The following is a 17198-nucleotide window of genomic DNA, read 5'->3' on the forward strand; positions in this document are numbered from 1 at the left end:
CTTATCGTTTGAATGGAGCCACGAGTTGACTCCAAAAAGAATGCGGATACGACTCCACCCCCTCGAAACCGAGGGGGATGTCGAGTCCGCTTTCTGGTATATAGGCCTGACCAAACAACCAGTCCCACAGGCTCAACGATATCCCATAGTTCACGCTCTTCCTGCCAGCAGGTAGATCTTTGGCGTGGTGCCAGATGTGCATCTGGGGTGAGTTAAAGAGGTACTTGAGCGGACCGATCGGCAGCTCGAAGTTGGCGTGATTGAGGTGACCGATCGTGAGGGCAATAATGTGGACGGCAAAGAAGTCCTGCAGCCCAAAGCCAAAGAAGGCAAGCGGGAGGTACTCGATGGTGCGATACACAATGGTCTCCATCCAGTGGTAGCGCAGATGTGCAGCAAAGCCCATCTGTTCAACGCTGTGATGCACCTTGTGAAACTCCCATAGTCGTGGCGATGCATGCAACAGACGGTGCACGTTCCATTGTATGAAGTCGCGCGCAACAAAGAGGATCAGCAGTTGCGACCATCCAGGAAGAGCACGAACATCGATCCATTCAAACGATGTGATCCCGGTGATGGCCGTTACACCGGAGCGCAGGAAGTGCACAACAACATCGGATACTGCTGCATAGCCGATAAGGGAGAACACGAAGAAATTGAAGAACATGTACCACGCGTCAAGCCAGAAGTCTCTGCGGATCTTGGGTTGCCCCTTTCTCCACGGCATCACGATCTCCAATGTCCAAACGGCCAGTGAGAGTCCAATGAGCCACCAGAAGTAGTTGTGCCAGCTTGGCGTGGTGATCTCTGTCCAGAGGTAGTTCGCGTAGCTGGAGTACGCGTTGGCCACGATGTTCAGGATGGTATTCATACTGTAAACTACGGCTGAAAAACGAAGACGTCATGTGACCTCGTCACAGTCGGCCGAACACCGTAACTTTCTCCCTCCTCCACGGTCGGAAATCTCGTGCGCCTCAGGTTCATCCTCATCACACTTGTCATGATAGCCCTGGCTTCCCCGGCCCGTGGGCAGTCTGTTGACGCGTTTGGATTGAAGGTTGGACCATGGCCTGCGATGGAGGCCAAACTTTTGGTCACGGATGCCGCAGGCAGAACACTTCGGCCTACGCTTGCCGACCTTCAGGTATGGGAAGAGGGTGTGCCGGTTCAGAACCTCCGCTTGAACTGCCCACAGCCGGTAGAGATACGTCCGGCATCCATCGCATTGAGCATCGACATCTCCAACTCAATGTCGCGGGACCTACCGCCCGAAGTAATGATCCTTGCCCGCAGCTTCAGTACTGCACTCGTGCGTGGCACAGCAATGCCTCCGTCCGATGTGGCGCTTCAAGTTTGCGATGATGCCCTCGGACGCTTGTTGACTATACAACAAACAAGCAACGACTGGTGGATGTGATCAGCTCTGTAGTACCGCGAGGCGAAACGATTTCGTCAAACACTTGCGACCCAGATGACGGAATTCTCACCATCGCGTCCCGTGGCTCCAATGCACGTTCCGCAGTACTCGTAACCGATGCGTTTTGGGGAGTCGATGTCCAGCGATGACGTTGAACGCTCCATCGACATCTGTACACGAAACAACGTTCGGTTCTTTGTGGTAGTGATGACTGAGCGAGGTCTCTCTACCACCGGCATTGTTGAGTCGTTCCGCACCATCGCCGCCGCAACCGGTGGCGGTGTGTTTGAGGGTGTGACAACGGACTCCATGGCTGCAACTCTCGCCGCCTCACTTGCAACCACCATTCAAGGCGCGGAGCCTTGCACCGTTATGTGGGATGCATGGCCGTTGTGTCCTGCAGCGGATGTTCGGCGCATCACGTATGGTGTGCGTGGTGTGGATACCGTTTCCATTGACTACCCATCGCAGTGGTTCGAAAAACGTCAGCTCACCGTGTCTCCGACGTAGTCCGCTTCACAACACTTCCGTCCGGCTCAACGGGAACTGCCATCGTCCGCGTAACAGCCCGCAGAGCCCCGGCCACCATCGTTAACGTCCTCTCACCAGATCCCGCATTCACAGTTTCCTTCATCATTTACTCTTACGGAGGGATCCTTCATCGATCTCACCGTTACCTATACGTCGGATGGTAGGGGGCTTATCGGTACGCGACTCACACTCGTAGACCCCGCGTGTGAATGGGAGATGCCGGTGATCCGCGTGTCTCGGTCTACATCGCCCGGTGTGTACGATATTGATGTCATAGACCCCAACGGGAAGGAGACATTCCTTGCAGGCTCGGACACTGTGATCACCTGGGTCAGCGGCGATACTACACGTCCGGTAGACGTGGATGTTACGATCGACTACGGCGCGACATGGATACCTGTTGCACGTGGTGTTGTTGGCACCCAGGTTCCGTGGGCACCGATACCGCGTGTAACGAGTGATCGTTGTCTTGCGCGTGTTACGTCAAGTGCTCGCCCCTTCCCGACTCCTGCTTGCCTTTGCATATGAATGCACAGCGCTTGATGCAATGGCTGTAGGTCCGGCCAAGCCCTGGAGTGGTTCGATCGCCATCGGCACTGCCTATGGATTCTTCGCACGTGGGTCAAGGCTATGCACGCATCGATGCCGTTTGGCTACCACACACGGACACCATCTGCGACGTAGTGGGCGATCCATCCGAACCCTCGAGAGTACTTACCGGCTCCGTTGATGGCACATGTGCTGTTCATGAAGATGTGCTTACGGTTCGAACACTGAACCACGGCTCACCGGTACGTGCAGTACAGTTCGCGGGCAACGGCACCTCGTGTTATACTGCCGGCGACGATGGGCGGATCATTCAATGGAACCATGCAACAGGTGCACAACAACGAGTTGTTGTTTCCCTTGGTTCACCCATTGTTACGATGCGATGTATCGGTTCAGACTCCATCATCGTAGCCACAAAAGATGGGATCACGCGCTGTATCCTCACATCCGACGGTTCGAATATCTGGCAGTTCTCTCTTGGGTCGGATGCCATACGCTCGATCGACGTACATCATGCACATCACAAGATCGCCGTTGGCACGATCAACGGAATGGTCTATACCGTGGACCCATTGAACGGTACAGCCACAACCATTCCTCTTCAAGTATCGGCATCAAACTCGCCGATCGTTGACGTTGCATTCGGGAATGATAACACCAACATCAGTCTCATCCTTGCTGCGTGTGCAGACGGTGAAATGTATTCAACAATACCAAGCACATCAGGTCTTACACCGCTGAGACACTATGATCGTCCGGGACGCTGCATAGCGCGATACGACGATATGATCGCACTTGGCTGGAACGGGTCCATCACAACTTCCTACGTTTCACCCGATCCGTTGTCAGCAGCATTCACCAATGATGTAGACGTGATCATCAATGCAATGCTCGACCGTTCAGCCAAGAGACTCGTAACCGTTTCTCAAGGGGGCTGGGCATGGATCTGGGACATCGACGCTCGCAGGCCGGAACAGGTTTTCCGTATCGAACCGATCGACCCCCTCGTGGCCCCGGCCTTGAGCCCTAGCGGCAGATACCTCGTGGCTATGGCCGACAACTCTACACTTGCTCTCTATGATCTTGACGATGTCCGTGCTGCACCTACAACATCCGTGATCGGTGGCGGCGTCTTCGTGCTCAAGTTCGATCCCGAAGACGATGCATTGCTCGGTGTTGGCAGCGCCGTTGGTGTAACGAGGATCACGGTGCCTTCACTCATTGAAGGTATCACCTACCCATCTTCGTTTGGAGAGGTGATCGACTTTGCATGGAGTCCGGACGGCACCTTGCTTTCCATCGTTGAGCCCAATGCAAGCATCCGTACAATCGACATGGTAACAGGTATGGTTCCGCCCCCTATCCCTGTGAACAATATCATCGATCGTACCATCACCAGCATTGCATGGCATCCGAATGGGACGTTGCTCTATGCTGCGAGTGGGAACAACCTCTCACTCATCGATGTACCAACTCGTAATGTTGTGTTGCAAACAGATCTCGATGCACCGGCCAACGAAGTTTCCGTCTCACCTCTTGGAACCCAGGTGGTGATCGTTCAGAACACCAGAACAGAACCCGTCCAGATCTTTGATGCATCCTCTCTTACTCCGCTTTATGGTGTTGGTGCTTCACTAGGATCCAAATACGCCCCTTCTCATGGACGATTTGCCGGCGCGACAGTGATGCATGCAACATCTTCTGTCTTCGGCGCAGGGATCGTGCGCAGTTTTGGTCCGTCAGGTCCAACAACCATCTCTGATGTTTCCGATACACTCTTCTCCATCGTGTGGCCGCGAGCAACTGCTCGGAATGTTGACATGGGTAGAGTACGTGTTGCGCAGCGGAAGGACTCAACAGTGGTAGACCTGGTGAGCAATGTAACAGCGTTCAAGCTGCGGGCCGACTCGATCCGAATTCTCGGTGCTAATGCCACGGACTATAGAGTGACCATCGAGAACATTCCCGGTACACTTGGAGCCCCTTCCCTATCCCGAGGAGAGATCACATTCACTCCGTCGGTCCTTGGGACACGCACAGCATTCTGTGAGATCTACGTTGGCCGCGATACGGCGCGGTTCGACATCACCGGAGTTGGTGTAGAGCCAACGTTGGCCTTTGTGCGTCAGCGTATCGATATGGGCACACATCTTATCGGTGAAACATTCGATTCAGCAGTGGTGGTGCTGAGAAGCGTGTCGGCCACCCCAACGCAGATCCAACGCATGTGTCTGTTAGACGGGCCAGTGATGCCCTTCCGGATCGTGGAGGGAGCTGGTGTGACATGTGCGGCCCCATTCACGGTAGCAGCGGGCGACAGTATTCGGTTGGTCCTTCGTTTTACACCGTCCTTCATCGGTCGCGTCTCCACCCTCCTCGAAGTAGAGACTGACGATGGACTCGGAACCTATGACGTTACCGTACTCGGAACTGGTATTGGTCCGGTGATCGGTCTGCGCAGTGATTCGGGATATCCCGGAGACAGGCGCCCCTTCACTCTTGAAATGCGCGGTGTGAATGGGATGTTGCAAGGTGGTGCTACCCTTGGCTACGAAGCGGAGTTGACGTTTGAACCATCTGTAGTGGTTGCACAGGCAGGTGAGCGCACGGCCATCGGCAAGGTGATCATGCGCGGCACATGGTCGGGTGCAGATTCGGTGATGCCTTCGGCACGATGATGACGTGACGATTGATGTCTTGACGATGCAAGGTCGAACGATCAAACACCAAGAAGAACGAGGTCGATCAGGCCAGTTCACTGTCCCGATCGACCTCATACATGTTGCACATGGCGTCTATATCATCCGTGTGAGCACGTCAACCACGGTGAAGAGTGTGATTACTTCGTGGTAGTTGGCAAGCCCGCGGAGGACCAGGCATTGTAACCGCCTGAGACGTTGTAGACGTTTTTGAAGCCCTTCTGCACCATGATGTCCGACGCGCGTGCGCTTCGTCCGCCAACAGCACAGTAGACCACTACCGGTTTGTTCTTATCGAGCTTGGCGATGTTTGCATCGAAGCCGGCATCGTTCACATTGGCAAGCTTTGCGTCCTTGAGATGTCCGGCACGATATTCGTCGGGCGTGCGAACATCCAAGACCACTACACCGCCTTTATCGATCATTGTCTTGGCTTCCGTTACGTTTACATTCTTCCTCGTTTGTCCACATGCAGTGGACGTGAAGAGAACTGCACCAAGAAGCATCACCGGCAGAATCCGCATGATGAAACGCATCATTTGGTCTCCTGTAGTTCTGCCATCAAACGATTCACGGACGTCCACGGACCTCCATTGAAGGCCTTGTAGCCTTTGACGAGGCCAGACCAGTGGCTGAGCCACTACGTCCGCCCGATGCACAGCAGAAGACGATCGGCTTCGACGTTGGCATTGAACCAAGCTTGTTCGGCAGTTCGTTCAGAGGAACATTCTTTGAGCCGGCAACGTGGCCGCCACTGAATTCAGCAGGTGTGCGCACGTCGATGACAATTGCGCCATTACGAAGTGCTTCGGCAACGTCATCGCTGCCTCCACCCATCATGTTTTTGAGAAAGTTGAGCATTTGTTTCCTGTGGTTACTAGTTACAGTACGAATGTAGGTAGGGAGCTGACTCTGTTTCTGTGACGGAGTCACAAACCTCATACATGGGCGTGACGGCGGCTCCACAGGAAGTATTTCTCAAAGGCCAGTTTTGCCCAATGGGCTTCCGGACCAGGGATGATAAAGGAATGCTCGCGTGGGCTCAGCATGTGGTCGCCCACGATCATCATACCCATGTTTCCGGTGTCCATGATGCAATACGCGGCCATGTCATCGAACTTCTCTGCCTTCAGTGGGAGCCCCTTGATATCCGCAACGATGTTCTTCACAGCGGTCTTTGCCATTTGTTCTGTTGGCCAGCCGGTCTTTGGAACACCGCATGGAACTTCAGTTTCCATAGGGGGCTTGATGTGGACAGCAACACCGGCAGCAAAGACATTCTTATACGTTGGATGTTGATATGTATCGTCCACCTCGATGAATCCGTTTGCATTTGCAAGGCCCGGCGTATTGCGAACAGCATCAACACCGAGGAAGCGAGGCATGATCATGGTGAACTTCGATGGATAGAACTCTCCATTCTGCAGTTCCACTCCGTCGGCGCGTACTTCCTTGATGACGGAATTGAGCTTATAGTCGATGTGATACATGTTGAACATCCATTCGCACATCTTCTGTGCATTGCCGAAGCCACCGATCCCGAAGTGTGCGGCGAACGGCTCCGCGGTGATGTACGTGATCGGTGCCTTGTCCTTGATGTGGTTCTTTGCCACTTGATAGCGCGTGTTGAAGAGGAACTCATATGTTGCGCCGAAACATGCAGCCCCCTGAGCAGAGGCGATCACGATCGGGCCTGGGTCTTTGAGGAATTTCGTCCACGCTTCGCGAGTCTTTTGAGCCACGCCCAGACCGACGATTGAGTGAGAGTGCTCGCGGAGTCCGGGGATGTAGTCATAGTCCACCTTTGGACCGGTACCGATCATGATGTAATCATATCGCACCGGTTCATGGTCCTTGATCATGACAAGGTTGGCATCGAGGTCGAACCGTTCCACTTCCGCCTCGATGAAATTGATGTTGTGGGCCTTGTAGATAGGGCGCACATCGAACGTGATATCCTTTTCTTCGCGGAGTCCGAACGGATACCAAATGAGCGAAGGGAAGAAGAGAAACTTGTGGGTATTGGCGATCACCGTTACATCGTGGTTGTCGCCTACCAGTTCCTTGAGTTCGATCGCAGCGGTATATCCGGCGAAGTTCGTGCCAATGATGGCTATCTGTTTGCGTTCCATTGAGTCCTCCTAGGTTGAATCACTGAATGCAACTTCGGGGGGTTCGCCCTAAGCATATATGACCAAAGTCACATTTCGGACACAAAAGACCGCTTTGACGCCGACAAAGAAACTCCGGGGCTCGGCTGGGATGATGCCGGGCCCGGGATAACTGTCGGCGCGACGTGTGAAGTAGGATGTTCCGAGCACATTATTGCAGCTCGCGTCAACACTGATCATGCCGAACGTGTAGCCTATGGTGATGTCGGCAACATTGTACGAGGGGATAAGACCTGATACGGCCGATGCGGTGTACTCGGCATTGCTTGCATCGCTGTATTGCTGACCGATGAACGACAAGAGCAAGGAAACACGGAAGCCCCCTTCCTTTACATTCATGCCGGTTCGATTTATCGTCCGGGCGGGACAATGCCATTGGGGATCCAATGAATGACTGCCAGCTGCCGTACGGTGCTGATCACAGTGGAGACGCCGTTGGAGTAGGCCTCGAGTGAACAACCGAGCAACTCGTGAAAACATGGGCCGTTGGCTATCCCAGATCGGGTATCCAACGGCTCTTGTCGTAGATTCGGTTGGTAGATCGATTTGATGAATAAGGGGCGAAATGGTGATACGTCAATTTGTCGCACTGTGGTTGTCGGTGAGCCTCCTTGTTGTTGGCTTGCTTGCGCAGAATGCTGAGAACGTCAAGAACGATCGTGGTCGTCAAGGGGCCTGGAAGATCTGGCTAACCCGTAGTCTGGAGGAGAGTACAGATTCCCTCATAGCCCCCTACTATAGATATGTTACCTACACAGACGGTGAAGAGTCGGGCCCCTTTACGGATCACTACAGAAGTGGTTCTGTGTACCGGAAGGGCAGACTGATTCGTGTTGGTAAACGAGCGGTGCCGGATGGGATAGTGGAATTGTATAGAGAATCTGGTTCGCTTAAAGCGCGCGAAACATACTACCGAGGCAAGCGCACTGGACTATATACCAAGTATGCGATCTCAGGTGCTATGACACTTGAGGGCGAATTCGATGAAGATAGACGCGTAGGCATTTGGACAACATTTTATGAGACTGGGCAGGTCAAATCGAGGGGGAACTATGTAGACAACAATCAGGACGGAGAGTGGGTAACGTTCTCGGATGATGGACGTGTAAAGGAAACCGCCCTGTATTCCGATGGAAAACTGATTGACTGGGCTGCACTACTGGACCTCTGCGAAAAGACACAATCCTCGGACCGCATCACGGATGCATTACGATACTGGGAGCAGGCTCGCACCTCCATCTATACATCGATGGGTCCCACCTCCCTTCCGGCGGGCCGACTGCATATGGCACGATGTCGTATTGCTTGGATTCAAGGAAATGCGTCACTGTCATTCCAACATCTCGATACGGCACTACAGATCTATCAGAGCGCCGGAGATGCCGGACGCATCGTTTATCAAGATGCGATTCAGAAGATCCTTGAGTTTGCACACGAACAATACGCTGCAACGCTGCTGACTCGTTTGAATCCGGTTCTGATCGACATCATGGACAATGACACGACACTTAGATACAGCAGCTTCAAACGACTCCTAAGAACTTCCTACCGAGGCAATGTCGTAATCGAGGACCACTCTCTCCTAAGAAGACATGTGCAGTGGGCTTCAACGAGGCTACCAAAGCTTGCCACTGCAGAAGACACTGAGTATACCAAGGACATGTATACGATATGGAATGAATTGCTCACCTCCTCGTTTTTCATGCACGAGTATACCCTGCAAGCGCAATGTCGACGCGAGGCGGAGGCTCTACCCGGCCTGCACAACAATTCGGACATTCATGTCCTTCGAATTCGATTCCTGCCTACTCGTGCTATGGACATCTTCTCCGACTCTGTTACGACATGGCAGGAGAAGAAGAATCGCCTCTTGATGTTCTTAGATGAATGCCGCGATGTTTCTGGATTGACCTATGGATCTGAATATGCTACCGTTGCCGGCTTTGGCATCCAGATGACGGACACCGCATTCATTCATGCAGTGCTTAATAAAGTTCCAAAGAGCGGAGTGGTTGCGACGGACTACACAAAGCACGCGATCGCAAGCCACCACGTGTGGCTATATCTGGCCGAGCAGAACTGCGATTCGGCTCGCAAGTACCTTGAAGAAGTGCGCTTGCTGGGTATATCTCTAAAGTCACAGAAGCTCTACGATAGATACAAGGAGGCTGTAGATGAATGCGGTCATACTGACCTTATACGTACACTCCCTGAGGTCGATACCCTTCGCACGAGCAAGGGAGAGATCAGCTCGCTGTCGCTCCGGGACCTACTAACCACGGTATTCACAAAGGACGCACCCGTCTATGTGGCTGCAATCACTGAAGGGGCAACGTCTGAGCAACGTCTTCTAGCATTGCTTCTTGTTGACTCAATCGCACCTCTTCCATCACATTCAGTCTACTTGGATGGATATTCTCAGATTCGACAGAAAGTTCGTACCACCGTCGAGAACAGAACTTCTCCAGTTGACAAGGCCGAAGCATTGTTTCGAGTGTTACACGATTCCGTTCTAACAAAGTATGTGGGGAGCATCCCACTTCGGAGAGTGTTTGAGAACGGACAGTACAACTGTGCCTCTGCTGTAGCGCTCTACTCACTCCTTTGTAATGATTTTGGGATACCCATCACCTACTACAAGTCTCCGGGACACATTGCATGTGGGATCCCCGACAAGAGCACGAACTCCGTAATCCCGGTTGAGCTCCTAGCTCCTGAAGACGGATTCGGATTCATTAAGCACAGGGACTCACTCATTGCCCACCTTCTTACATTTAAGTTGATAACGAATGACGAAATGGATGAACTAGGAGTGGACTCGATCTTCCGACAGTATTATGAACACACGCAGTTGAGATCATTCGAGAGTTTGCTATCTGTGGTCTCTAGCAATGCTTTATCTCGAGCCTATATTGGAGACAAGGAGTTCAATGAACACGATTACGTGAGCATCATAAGGACCACAGTTCTTGATTCATCTAGAAGTCAGTGGTCATTGCTCTTCGGATTGTTACCCTTGACATTGGATTCTTCACTTGCAGGCAGGTTCATTAGAGATGTACGCTACATGGCAGCGTATTTCAGCGGTCAGAGACATTTCACCATTATGGTTCTTCCGCTACTTGCGAGACTCGGAGTCGTCGCCCACAGAAACGGCGATGGCGTTTCTGTGGAGCGAGCATTCCAGAGCTTTTATGACTATACTGAGAAGGATAGTAGCGGACTCGCACTGCGACAGTTGATTCAGAAAGCGTATGCAGGCTATCGTCTCGGCGTAGCAATGGAGGCCGGCCACTCAGACACTGCATATGCATATTATCGGAAGTGCTGGTCGGATCGCTCCCTTGATGGTTTTCCAGGCTATGATCGTGTAGTTCGAGCCTATGCTGATGACTGCATTGAAGATAGAGCTTACTCCACAGCATTGAATGTCGTCGAAGAGTATTTTCAAAACGCAGCAACACCCGCTGCTCAATCTGACCTTGTTCAGGTATCATCAAAGATCCTTCAATCGTACTACGTCTCTATAGTTGATAGCTCAAAGTATCGACGCATCGTTAGGCTGTTCATGAAGGAATACCTACTTATGCTTCCTGACAGGGCGGAGCAAGCAAACCAGCTGAAATTCATCCTTGAAAAGGCGGTTTTTTGGGCCCGTCATGAGTTGGGTACCATTGCAATTGCTGAAGCAAAGGCACTCGGATTTGCGAAGGACGACCTAGTAAAGATCGAGAGTGTCCACAATGTGATACTACAGAATCGATCACGCGTTACTTCGATGAAAGGTGTTACGTATAGTATTGGGCTTTATCTGGGGGAGATCAATGGTCCTGTAACAACGTACATTCCGGCAGGAAAGACTCTAGTGTTTGCCAGCGTCACGGCCGATGGACTTGAGCCTGGCCAGCAGTTTGCCTTAAAAGTGATCGTTAAGTCATCAACGACATCCGAACATATCATCTTCGATCATAATGTTGGAGCCGTAGACGAGATCACGTATTGCTACAACTCTTTTTCTGCCTACCGAGCGTCCCTTACATCCAAAGCAACCATACTGGTATATGTCAATGGGAAGAAGGTACTCTCTCAAGACTATGATGTACGATAATCATAGTAAACCCCTAGAGTTCTGCCTTCACTGTCACAAAGAAACTCCGGGGCTCGGCAGGGATGATGCCGGGCCCGGGATAACTGTCGGCGCGACGTGTGAAGTAGGATGTTCCGAGCACGTTATTGCAGCTCGCGTCAACACTGATCATGCCGTACGTGTAGCCTATGGTGATGTCGGCAACATTGTACGAGGGGATAAGACCAGATACGGCCGAGGCGGTGTACTCGGCGTTGCTTGCATCGCTGTATTGCTGACCGATGAACGACCACAACAAGGATAGACGGAAGCCCCCTTCCTTGATGTTGAGTCCTGTTCGAACCACGTAGGATGGAACATACTCCACGGCGTTGCCATCTATGGATGGATCGTCCGATGCGAGATAATCGCCTTGCAGGACGGTTGCATTGATGATCCAGTGAATAGCCGGAAGATCAAATCCGCGCCAGAACATGGCAGTAAGATCCATATCAGTGACAGCTTCAATGCCGGCAGTGTAGGCATCGGCAATGTTGGTGCGGTAACGGTACGGAAGGTAAAGGGGCGCCTCATCGCTCCGCAGAACCTCGCCGATCTTGTCGTTGTAGCGGAGGTAGAAGGCGGAGGCATCCCAGGAGATCATGTCGGAGACCTGACCCCTTACACCGAGATCCAAGGTATAGCCACGCTCATCTTCGATGTTGGGGTCGATCACGAGATTCGGATTGTTGATCCGCAGATCACTGAAGGTGATAGAGCGATAGTTCTGCGTTGCATTGGCGTAGATCTCGATCGGACCGATCAAGTAACTCGCACCAAGACCAACGAGGGCAATGGTTCGCGACCGTTCTTGCTGTTCGTAGACCAATGAGTCCACAACAAGATTGCCTGCAAGGTCTTTGACTATCAAGGCATAATACCCGTCGGAACGCGTGGTGATGTGTTCTAGGCGGACACCCGGCACAAGTCTGAATTCCGGCGTGATAGAGATCAATGCCTCTGCAAAAGCTGCTGCATTGTCATTGGGGAAGGTGTAGTCGGAACCTTCAAGATGATCGGGGTTTGTGAAGGAGAAGTCCGGACCACTACCATCCGATGCATCACCCTGCTGCTGCGTTGAATTACCGCGATAGAGACGCACACCTGCTAACAATGACCACGGTGCATCGCCAACCACAAGATCGTGCTGGATGGTAGTCTCGTTGCCAAAGGAATGAAATGTCCCGTCGATCATCGTTCGCGGACCACCCATATCTACCGTGTTGATCCTGTCGAGATTCCCAAGTGCCTGACGGGAGCTGAGATTACCGAAGAAGATCGACCGAAGCGAGGTCTGCTCCGACATGAACCAATCAAGCGTAAGTGAAGCAAGATTCCAATTCACGTTGAACCAATTGCGAGCACGCACAGACTGCGATGGATCTGTCTCGAACATGCGATCGGTAAGTCCGCCGGGCTGATGAGCGAGGTATGTCATGAACGTATAGTCGGCGCGGAGCCGCACGTGCGACGTAATGTTCGTAGTCACTGCCGCATACGCGAGATGCTGATGGAAGTCGCTGTTAGGCCTCCACCCGTCTGCTCTTCTGAATTGATAGAGCGCTACATAGTTGGTTCCATCGATCGTTCCGCCGAGTCGTGCAAAGGCACTAGCAAAACCGAACGAACCAGCCGTTACCGATGCATCAGCGGCAAGGGGCGCCGTACGAGCCCCTCCTTGAATACGAAATTCACCACGCCACCAAACTGGGTGCCGTATCGCAAGGCACCTGCACCGCGCACAACATCGATCCGATCAAGAGCTGCCATCGGCGGAACGTAGTAGCTCTCGGGATATCCAAGCGGGTCTGCAGAGATATCATATCCGTTCTGACGTGTGGTGAAGTTGGATGTGCGGTTAGGATTCAATCCTCGACCACCAATACCGAGCTGCAATCCGGCCCCGTCACTCTCCCAGATGTTCAACCCCGCAACACCCGACATTGTCTGACGGGTGTTATTCGTTGCCGTGTTGGCGATCACGTTCTCCAGCTTGATCCGCTCAGTCTTCTTTGCTGCATAGATCGCTCCGGCTTCAACATCATTCACACGAGAGATGAGAAAGGGGCTTACGTGTTGATCCTGTACTTCAACAGTGGGCAAGACAAGCGTATCCTTTCGTGTTCGCGTACTGTCCACCATCCAACGTTGTTGTGCCGGTGACACAAGCGCAGTGCAGAGAACCATGGCGATGAGGAGTATGGATCTCATCGTGCACGTATCCAGTCGTATAAATGAAATCCGAGTTCTACACGACTCAGATCACGTTCAGGATCGATGAGGAGAGCACTGGGAGCCCCATTCAACGTGACCCATACCTCTGCCGTTACACGCGGGTCCTTCATTCCAAGCGCTTCATAATGATCGTGCAGTTTGTGTGCATACTGCACGATCATGTCCGGCTGCATGGACATCTGCTTCTCTTGGTGTGCATTGAGAAACGTACTGTTGTCTACATATCCCCTGCGTCCGGTTGCTCTGTCCTCAACAACAAACGCCGCCGTACCGGCCTTTTCCATCAGCATCACACGCCACGAGAAGCGATATCCCTCCTCTGTCCACAACAACTCTCCCGGATACAGGAGATACCGCAATGGGACGAGAATCTGAACCACGAAGTAGACAACAAGACCGCTCGTAACAACGGAGTTGCGCCTGGAGGTAGTGCGCCCTTGTTCGACGACGGAGCTATCCGCAAAGAACACAAGAGTCATGGCGATCATCACGAGTGGGAAGACGCCGATCTGGAACATCATACCAGTAACACCATGGAAGACGATCACGGCGAGGTAGGCAATGAGTCGAGTACGCTTCCACGACAACAAGAACGGCACACTCACATCATAGATCATTCCGATCCATGCAAACGCCCAGGGAAGCCACCAGAGCGTCATGAGCGGACCTATCACGGGCAGATCGGATTGCGCCGGAAGCCATATCCGAAGGGGCATGGCATCGATGAGCCACGAAGACGTGATCTTCGCGATGCCGGCATAGAAATAGACCAGACCGATCTGGAACTTGAAGACATCGAGTGTCCACTGAGGAATACTATCGGTTCGGAGCTCAGGCCTGCGCCATACGTCGAGAGAGAATCGACGATTTGCAGGCACCCAGCAGAACAAGAACGCGACCAGGCTCACGAAGTAGTAGTGATTCAGATAGTACGTCTTGTCAATCAACTCAATGTAGGTGAAACACAGGAAGAACACCACAGCACTTACTCGATACCATGCACCCAGCATGATGCCGATAGCCGCCGCCGTCATCACTCCAAAGAGGATGTACATCTGTTGTGCACCAAGAGCCGTGACCCATTCAAAACCCAGATACGGGAAATGCATTGTGGGACGGATGTACTGCTCGTCCACCCAGCCAAGCGCGATGAAGCGCACACACGAAATGGTCATCACACAACCGAACAGCACCCGAAGCAAGGCTAGGGGTGCTGGTGAGATCGATCGGTTCAGATACGAAGTGATGGTTGTTGGCAGACTAATCGCCGTCCCCGCTGCTATAGGTTATGGAGATGCCAAGGAGAGATGACATCTCGCTCTTCCAGAAGCGTGTAAGCTTCTGCATCTCTATGTAAAGGGGCTCCACAGCTGCCGGATTGGTGCTGACCAGGATAGAAAGCGGAACGTCTGCGCCCAGGACGTTGAATGCATTTTCAACAGCAGCGATCTGCGCTTCAGTATCGGCGATGAGTCGCTCACCGTTGGTTACGGTCTTCAGATACGAACGAAATGACGGAACAGTATCGCCCCCTACCGTGCGGCCATACCACAGATCCACGGCTGCATCGAAGTGCGCACGTGCAAACTGCAGTGATGCACCGGAATAGAGCGCTTCCACCTTTGTCGGTTCTGCAGCCGATTGTCCGGCACGCTTCCCAAGGGGCAGAGCGATCTTATAGTTCTTCAGGAGCTCATACCCGATGTTGAGATGATTGAAGAGAAGACTCACAGAACTACCGGCATCAGTACCGGACCTATCGATGAACTGTTGTCGATACGTGTTTGTCCATGCTACCAGTACCTTATGGATCTCGACATACACGGCATTGGCCACAGCCTTCGTATACGTTCTCCTCTTCGCATTCGCTTCGCCATCAAATCGTTGTCTGATCTCTTCTTCCGTCCCGCTGTTCAAGAGGTAGTCAAGTGCAGCAAGCCCCCTTGTATCTCGTTGAAAATTCTGGAAGGACGTATCGCCGGATGCGATGAAGGCTTCTATTGCTGATGCGTTGGCCGGGAAGGTTGAGACGTTCTCTACCATGGACCCGAGAGCCCCTTCTGCCGGACCAAAGTCATAGGTGATCACAGACTGCCAGTGCAGTGTGAGCGTGTTGATGGCCGATCGCAATGTATCAAGAGTTGCAAGTGAGGGGGCTTCGGTACTCGCCAGAGATGCGGAAATCTGAGCAACACGTTTTGCATCTGCGTCCACAGAAGTAAACGCTGGAATGATGATGCTATCGGCAACACCCCGGAGCATCGCTGAACGGTCGAACCCATCGGATGTTGGGCCATTTCCGTCATCAGTACAGGACACAGTCAATACCGATATCAGAGCTGCTATGATGAGCTTCGAAACGAACTTCATTGTCTTCCTTGGGCGGCAACCCAGTTTGTTTTAAACGATTCCATCTCTGTGTCGGTAAATCCGTAGATCGATTTCAGCATCATACGGGCATCAACAACCTTGGGCAGATTCACAACCGGTTGTTGCCAGATAGCGTATGACGTCCAAGGTCCATCAGCAGGCGCTTGCAGCAGGACCAACAATGCATCGATCTGTGCATTGGTCACTAAGCGCGACAATTGAGGAACAGCCTTCCAGCCATGAAGAAAGCCCACACACTCACCATAGGCATGGATAGCACCGGCACGTGTTTTATCGTCGACCGATGTTGCGGAGAGTCCGTCAACCACTGCATACGTGTAGTTAATGACCGTTGCCATAATGGCCCGTTCCCATGCATCGCGCATGTTGGCAAGGCCGGCTGCAAGTTCGTTTGAATAGTCAGAGCCAGCCTTTGCGGCGGCCTGTGCCCTAAGCGCTCCGTTCTTGAATCGCGAGTAGAATCCAAGCCCGTCATTCTGATCGCGACGGGCACAATACGCTGCTGCGTATTTGTCGGGGTTGCTCGCAGCCTTGTCCGTGTTTGGGAAGGAAGGGTGCGCACCAAATGCAGCGACGATCCTGTCAATGGTAGCAGAGGTCACAGTTCCATTCATCAATGTAGCGGCATGATTGTACAGAGCAGCGGCATAGAGCCCCTTCTCCGCCATCTGTTCCATCTCCAGACCATGCTCATCGAACAGGTAGCCGCTGTAGACACCTCCCGTTGACGCCGGTGGAATGGACTGCCAATCGTACGACTTCCCGCTTACTCTTGAGAGTGTTGCGAGATATTCGTCCACATAGCTGGTATAGTAGCTGCCTGTGAAGGAGCGGATCGGTGCGTAGGCTCCTTGAAGTGCATCAATCGATACAGTCTTCCCAGCCGTTCGGCCGGTCTTCATGATCGTGGCCAGGGTCTGCATATCACCAAGCAGACCTTTCTCTACAGAGGAGTTGGTTTGATATTGGGTTGAATCGTACACCACTGGTACAGTCAGCGGGTCAGGCTCTACTGAACAACCAGAGATCCAGATCACTGACAGGCCGATCATGGCTATGAGGACGGACTTTAACATTTC

17 protein-coding genes are annotated in these 17198 nt (G+C 52.6%); 6 read left to right on the plus strand and 11 right to left on the minus strand.

Features of this window, described 5'->3' with window-relative positions; all coding sequences use genetic code 11:
- Position 1: 1 nt before the first annotated feature.
- On the minus strand, positions 2–871 hold the full coding sequence (locus IPI29_10015) for a sterol desaturase family protein (GenBank protein ID MBK7412875.1): 870 nt from the start codon (positions 869–871) through the stop codon (positions 2–4).
- A gap of 96 nt (positions 872–967) precedes the next feature.
- Between IPI29_10015 and IPI29_10020 the strand changes: the two genes are divergently transcribed.
- Together IPI29_10020 and IPI29_10025 are read left to right on the plus strand one after the other, a co-directional pair.
- On the plus strand, positions 968–1417 hold the full coding sequence (locus IPI29_10020; protein MBK7412876.1) for a hypothetical protein: 450 nt from the start codon (positions 968–970) through the stop codon (positions 1415–1417).
- A gap of 135 nt (positions 1418–1552) precedes the next feature.
- Positions 1553–1927 carry a hypothetical protein gene (locus IPI29_10025; protein ID MBK7412877.1) on the plus strand — a complete coding sequence of 125 codons (375 nt, stop codon included), beginning with the start codon at positions 1553–1555 and terminating at the stop codon, positions 1925–1927.
- Here the strand turns inward: IPI29_10025 and IPI29_10030 are convergent.
- Positions 1908–2054, minus strand: coding sequence for a hypothetical protein (locus IPI29_10030; GenBank protein MBK7412878.1), 147 nt, complete (start codon positions 2052–2054; stop codon positions 1908–1910). The genes IPI29_10025 and IPI29_10030 overlap by 20 nt on opposite strands.
- 116 nt (positions 2055–2170) lie before the next feature.
- Between IPI29_10030 and IPI29_10035 the strand changes: the two genes are divergently transcribed.
- From IPI29_10035 to IPI29_10045, 3 genes are all read left to right on the plus strand, one after another.
- Positions 2171–2476 (plus strand): hypothetical protein, encoded by a 306-nt coding sequence (locus IPI29_10035; protein ID MBK7412879.1) that lies wholly within the window; start codon positions 2171–2173, stop codon positions 2474–2476.
- A gap of 74 nt (positions 2477–2550) precedes the next feature.
- A complete protein-coding gene (locus IPI29_10040) occupies positions 2551–5175 on the plus strand; it encodes a WD40 repeat domain-containing protein (GenBank protein ID MBK7412880.1) in 2625 nt (874 codons plus the stop codon).
- Between the two features lie 4 nt (positions 5176–5179).
- Entirely contained in the window at positions 5180–5350 is a 171-nt protein-coding gene (locus tag IPI29_10045) for a hypothetical protein (protein MBK7412881.1), read from the plus strand.
- Here IPI29_10045 and IPI29_10050 read toward each other — a convergent pair.
- The 4 genes from IPI29_10050 to IPI29_10065 all read right to left on the minus strand — a co-directional run bounded on the left by IPI29_10050 (position 5337) and on the right by IPI29_10065 (position 7706).
- Entirely contained in the window at positions 5337–5702 is a 366-nt protein-coding gene (locus IPI29_10050) for a rhodanese-like domain-containing protein (GenBank protein MBK7412882.1), read from the minus strand. The genes IPI29_10045 and IPI29_10050 overlap by 14 nt on opposite strands.
- Before the next feature lie 64 nt (positions 5703–5766).
- Positions 5767–6057, minus strand: coding sequence for a rhodanese-like domain-containing protein (locus IPI29_10055; GenBank protein ID MBK7412883.1), 291 nt, complete (start codon positions 6055–6057; stop codon positions 5767–5769).
- Between the two features lie 77 nt (positions 6058–6134).
- Positions 6135–7328 carry an FAD-dependent oxidoreductase gene (locus IPI29_10060; protein MBK7412884.1) on the minus strand — a complete coding sequence of 398 codons (1194 nt, stop codon included), beginning with the start codon at positions 7326–7328 and terminating at the stop codon, positions 6135–6137.
- A gap of 48 nt (positions 7329–7376) precedes the next feature.
- A complete protein-coding gene (locus IPI29_10065) occupies positions 7377–7706 on the minus strand; it encodes a TonB-dependent receptor (protein ID MBK7412885.1) in 330 nt (109 codons plus the stop codon).
- Between the two features lie 226 nt (positions 7707–7932).
- Here IPI29_10065 and IPI29_10070 point away from each other — a divergent pair, with 226 nt between their 5' ends.
- A complete protein-coding gene (locus IPI29_10070; protein MBK7412886.1) occupies positions 7933–11475 on the plus strand; it encodes a toxin-antitoxin system YwqK family antitoxin in 3543 nt (1180 codons plus the stop codon).
- Positions 11476–11488: 13 nt separating this feature from the next.
- Here the strand turns inward: IPI29_10070 and IPI29_10075 are convergent, their stop codons facing one another.
- From IPI29_10075 to IPI29_10095, 5 genes are all read right to left on the minus strand, one after another.
- Positions 11489–12982: a TonB-dependent receptor gene (locus IPI29_10075; protein MBK7412887.1), complete on the minus strand. Its 1494-nt coding sequence runs from the start codon at positions 12980–12982 to the stop codon at positions 11489–11491.
- 146 nt (positions 12983–13128) lie between these two features.
- Positions 13129–13704 (minus strand): TonB-dependent receptor plug domain-containing protein, encoded by a 576-nt coding sequence (locus IPI29_10080; GenBank protein ID MBK7412888.1) that lies wholly within the window; start codon positions 13702–13704, stop codon positions 13129–13131.
- Positions 13701–14903: an HTTM domain-containing protein gene (locus tag IPI29_10085; GenBank protein MBK7412889.1), complete on the minus strand. Its 1203-nt coding sequence runs from the start codon at positions 14901–14903 to the stop codon at positions 13701–13703. Before IPI29_10085 ends, IPI29_10080 begins: the two co-directional genes overlap by 4 nt.
- Positions 14904–14988: 85 nt before the next feature.
- Complete coding sequence (locus IPI29_10090; GenBank protein ID MBK7412890.1) at positions 14989–16098, minus strand: imelysin family protein; 1110 nt, start codon at positions 16096–16098, stop codon at positions 14989–14991.
- A complete protein-coding gene (locus IPI29_10095) occupies positions 16095–17195 on the minus strand; it encodes a hypothetical protein (GenBank protein ID MBK7412891.1) in 1101 nt (366 codons plus the stop codon). The genes IPI29_10090 and IPI29_10095 overlap by 4 nt, the downstream gene beginning before the upstream one ends.
- Positions 17196–17198: the final 3 nt, after the last annotated feature.

This window comes from Ignavibacteria bacterium (assembly GCA_016707005.1).
Classification (GTDB): Bacteria; Bacteroidota; Ignavibacteria; order Kapaibacteriales; family Kapaibacteriaceae; genus UBA10438.